Origin of the sequence: Dermacoccus sp. Ellin185 (genome assembly GCF_000152185.1) — a bacterium.
Classification (GTDB): Bacteria; Actinomycetota; Actinomycetes; order Actinomycetales; family Dermatophilaceae; genus Dermacoccus; species Dermacoccus nishinomiyaensis.
In genome coordinates, this window is sequence record NZ_AEIQ01000017.1 from 1 (window position 1) to 4,324 (window position 4,324).

The following is a 4,324-nucleotide window of genomic DNA, read 5'->3' on the forward strand; positions in this document are numbered from 1 at the left end:
CCCGCCGCCTCCCCGACGCCGCCGGCTGCGCCGCGCGCCCCATCGACGAACTGCCCGACGCCCTCGCCGCCGCCGACCTCGTCGTGTCGTGCACCGGCGCTGTCGGCCACGTCATCGACGCGACGCTCGCGGCTCGCGCGAATCCTGAAGGGCGCCCCCAGGTCTACGTCGACCTCGCGCTGCCGCGCGACGTCGCCGACGAGGTCTCCTGCGTGCGCGGCGTCGCCGTGCTCGGCCTCGGCGACCTCGGCCCGCAGGTCGAGGGCGAGCCCGGCGCGGAGGCGGAGATCAAGGCTGTCCAGGACCTCGTGACGAGCGAGGTCGCCGCCTACGTCGTCGCGCGCCGCGCCGAGCGCGTCGCCCCGACCGTCGCGGCGCTGCGCGCCAACGCCGCCGACATCGTCGCCGCCGAGTTGAGCCGCCTCGACAGCCGCGTCGACCTCGACGAGACGACTCGCGCGCAGGTGCAGCTGACGGTGCACCGCGTCGTCGAGAAACTCCTGCACACGCCCACGGTGCGGGTGAAAGAACTTGCCAGCCAGGGTGGTGCTGTCGGTGAGAGTGATTACGCCGCAGTGCTCTCCGCCCTCTTCGACCTCGACCCCGCGCAGACGCGCGTCGTCACGGTTCCCCCGGAGATGCCATGAACAGCCAAGCAGCCGACGCCGCGCCGATCCGCCTGGGCACCCGACGCAGCCACCTCGCGATGACACAGTCGACGTGGGTGGCCGAACAGTTGCGCGCGCACGGCCACGCCGTCGAGATCGTCGAGATCACGACCGAGGGCGACGTCAACCGCGCCTCGCTGGCGCAGATGGGCGGCACGGGCGTGTTCGCCGCCGCCATCCGCCGCGCACTGCTCGAGGATGAGGTCGACATGGCCGTGCACTCGCTCAAGGACCTGCCCGTCGCGCCCGAACCGGGCCTCGTGATCGCCGGCATCCCCGTGCGCGAGGACCCGCGCGACGCCCTCGTCGCCCGTGACGGTCTGACGCTCGGCGAACTGCCCGCAGGCGCCGTCGTCGGCACTGGTTCGCCGCGACGTGCCGCGCAGCTGCAGGCGCTCGGGCTCGGCTTCGAGATCCGCGACATCCGCGGCAACATCGACACGCGCATGGGCTACGTGACGAGCGGAGAACTCGACGGCGTCATCCTGGCGCGCGCCGGGCTGGCGCGCGTCGAACGCACCGGCGCCATCAGCGAGACGATCGACCCGCTGCAGATGCTGCCCGCCCCCGGCCAGGGCGCGCTCGGGCTCGAATGCCGCGAGGGTGACGCACGCGTCATCGCCGCGCTCGCGGAGCTCGACGACGCCGACACGCGCGCCGCCGTCACCGCCGAGCGCGCCGTGCTCGGCGCCCTCGAAGCCGGCTGCGCGGCACCCGTCGGCGCGCTCGCGGAGATCGTCGAAGAGCCCGACGGCTCGCTCGAGATCTCACTGCGCGCCTTCGTCGGTGCGCCCGACGGTTCGTTCGAGCTGCGCCGCAGCGACGTCGGCTCCTACGACAACCCGGCCGCCGTCGGGGAGGCGCTCGCCCGCACGCTGCTCGACGACGGCGCGGGCGCCGTCATCCCGCCGCGCGAGGCACCGAATCCCACGACGAGCACGAAGGAGGCAGGCGCATGAGCACCGACCAGCACCACGCGAGGGTGGCCTTCGTCGGCGCGGGCCCGGGCGACCCGGGCCTGTTGACGATGCGCGCCGCGCGCCTCATCGAGAACGCGGACGCGGTGATCTTCGACCAGATCTGCGGTGAGCGCTTCGTCGCGCCGTTCGTGCGCGACGAGGTCGAACTCGTCGACGCCGGCTACGGCGACGCGGGCGCGCAGCTCACCACCGCGAGCCGCGCGAAGCTCGTCGTCAAGACTGCGAAATCCGTTGCAGCGCAGCATGATGACGCCGACAGCTCGGGTCGAGGTGGCGAGCAGCCGCTCGTCGTGCGCCTCATGGACGGCGACCCGTCGACGTTCCACGGCCTCGCCGAAGAAGCGCTCGCGTGCTCCAAGGCGGGCATCGACTTCGAGATCGTCCCGGGCGTCTCGGCCGTCTCCGCGGTGCCCGCGTACGCGGGCGTGCCGCTGACGGACGCGAAGGCGCGCACCGTCCACGTCGTCACCGCAGGCGACCCGAAGATCGACTGGGCGCGTTCGATCGACGCGTGCATCACCGTCGTCGTGCTCGGCCAGGCCGACGCGCTCAAGACGTCGCTGTGCGAACTGCGTGAGGCCGGCCGACGGGGCAACACGCCCGTCGCACTGACGGAGAACGGCACGACGATCACGCAGTCGACGGTGACGACGACGCTGGACGAGGTGCCCGCCGTGCTCAAGCGATCCTCGTTCGACGGGCCCGTCATGGCGATCGTCGGCTCGACGGTCGCGCACCGCGACCTGCTGTCGTGGTGGGAGAACAAGCCGCTGTTCGGTTGGAACGTGCTCGTACCGCGCACGAAGGAGCAGTCGGGTTCGATGATCGAGCGTCTCGCGACGCACGGCGCAACGAGCACCGTCGTGCCGACGATCAGCGTCGAACCGCCGCGCACGCCGCAGCAGATGGAGAAGGCCGTCAAGGGCCTCGTCACGGGGCGCTACGAGTGGGTCGGATTCACGTCCGTCAACGCCGTGCGCGCCGTGCGCGAGAAGTTCGCCGAGTTCGGGCTCGACGTGCGCGCGTTCGCGGGCGTCAAGATCGCGGCCGTCGGCGGGGTGACGGCGAACGCGCTGCGCGAGTGGGGCCTCGAGGCCGACCTGACGCCGTCGGGTGAGCAGTCGGCACAGGGTCTGCTCGAGGTGTGGGCCGACTACGACGAGGATCTCGACCCGATCAACCGCGTCTTCCTGCCGCGCGCCGACATCGCGACGGACACGCTCGTCGCGGGCCTCGAGGAGATGGGCTGGGAGGTCGACGACGTCACCGCGTACCGCACGGTGCGCGCGGCCCCGCCCGCGCCGGAGGTGCGTGAGGCGATCAAGTCGGGCAAGTTCGACGCCGTGTGCTTCACGTCGAGTTCGACGGTACGCAACCTCGTCGGCATCGCTGGCAAGCCGCACACGTCGACCGTCGTCGCGTGCATCGGCCCGGCGACGGCGAAGACCGCCGAGGAGCACGGGCTGCGCGTCGACGTCGTCGCGCCCGAGGCGTCGGCGGCGTCCCTCGTCGACGCTCTCGCCGGCTACGGCCGGTCGCTGGCCCACGAGGCCGCGGAGTCTGGGGAGAAGGTACGCCGCCCGAGCGATCGACGCGGGGCGGCCCGACGAAAGGTGAAGGCCTGATGGGTAGCTACGATCTGACGCACCGTCCGCGGCGGCTGCGCACGTCGCCGGTGATGCGCGACATGGTCGCCGAGACGGTCGTCTCGCCGTCCGACCTCATCCTGCCGGTGTTCGTGCGCGAGAACGCTTCGGAGAACACGCCGATCGCGTCGATGCCGGGCGTCGTGCAGCACACGCTCGACTCGCTCGTCGCGGAGGCGAAGCGCGCGCGTGACGCCGGCATCGCAGGCGTCATGCTGTTCGGCGTGCCGGAGTCGAAGGACGCCGTGGGTTCGGGTGCGCTCGATCCTGACGGCATCCTCAACGTCGGGCTGCGTGCCGTGCGTGACGCCGTGGGTGACGACCTGCTCGTCATGGGTGATCTGTGCCTCGACGAGTTCACCGACCATGGTCACTGCGGGGTTCTCGACGATGCGGGCCGGGTCGACAACGACGCGACGCTCGACGTGTACGCGCAGATGGCGGTGGCGCAGGCGCAGGCCGGTGCGCATGTGCTCGCGCCGAGCGGCATGATGGACGGCCAGATCGGTGTCATCCGTGCGGCGCTCGATCTGTCGGGGCACGACGACGTCGCCGTCATGGCGTACTCGGCGAAGTACGCGTCGGCGGCGTACGGCCCGTTCCGTGAGGCCGTGCAGAGTTCGTTGCAGGGTGATCGCGCGACGTATCAGCAGGATCCGCGCAACCGCACCGAGTCGTTGCGTGAGGCGATGCTCGACGAGGAGCAGGGTGCCGACATCCTCATGGTGAAGCCCGCGCTGCCCTACCTGGACGTGTTGTCGGACGTCGCGGCTGCCGCGACGGTGCCGGTCGCGGCGTATCAGGTGTCGGGTGAGATGGCGATGATCGAGGCGGCTGCAGCGAACGGTTGGATCGATCGTGAGCGCATGATCCGCGAGTCGTTGACGTGCATCAAGCGTGCCGGCGCGTCGATCATCTTGACGTACTACGCGCTGACGATCTAGCTCGGTGGGGCCTGAGCTTGCGAAGGTTCCAGCGAGCGTTGAGGAAGCGCGTCAAAAAAATCGTGCGATGGCGATCTGGCTCGGTG

Annotated in this window: 3 protein-coding genes and 1 pseudogene; all 4 read left to right on the top strand. The window is 71.0% G+C overall.

The window, feature by feature from the left end; all coding sequences use genetic code 11:
- A pseudogene (locus HMPREF0321_RS00855) lies at window positions 1-647 on the top strand (glutamyl-tRNA reductase); the annotation flags it as partial.
- Entirely contained in the window at window positions 644-1,627 is a 984-nt protein-coding gene (hemC, locus tag HMPREF0321_RS00860; protein ID WP_006943472.1) for a hydroxymethylbilane synthase, read from the top strand. The pseudogene HMPREF0321_RS00855 and the gene hemC, both read left to right, overlap by 4 nt.
- Window positions 1,624-3,273, top strand: a complete 1,650-nt coding sequence (locus HMPREF0321_RS00865; RefSeq protein WP_006943475.1) for a bifunctional uroporphyrinogen-III C-methyltransferase/uroporphyrinogen-III synthase — start codon at window positions 1,624-1,626, stop codon at window positions 3,271-3,273. Before hemC ends, HMPREF0321_RS00865 begins: the two co-directional genes overlap by 4 nt.
- Window positions 3,273-4,238 (top strand): porphobilinogen synthase, encoded by a 966-nt coding sequence (hemB, locus tag HMPREF0321_RS00870; protein ID WP_006943473.1) that lies wholly within the window; start codon window positions 3,273-3,275, stop codon window positions 4,236-4,238. The genes HMPREF0321_RS00865 and hemB overlap by 1 nt, the downstream gene beginning before the upstream one ends.
- Window positions 4,239-4,324: the final 86 nt, after the last annotated feature.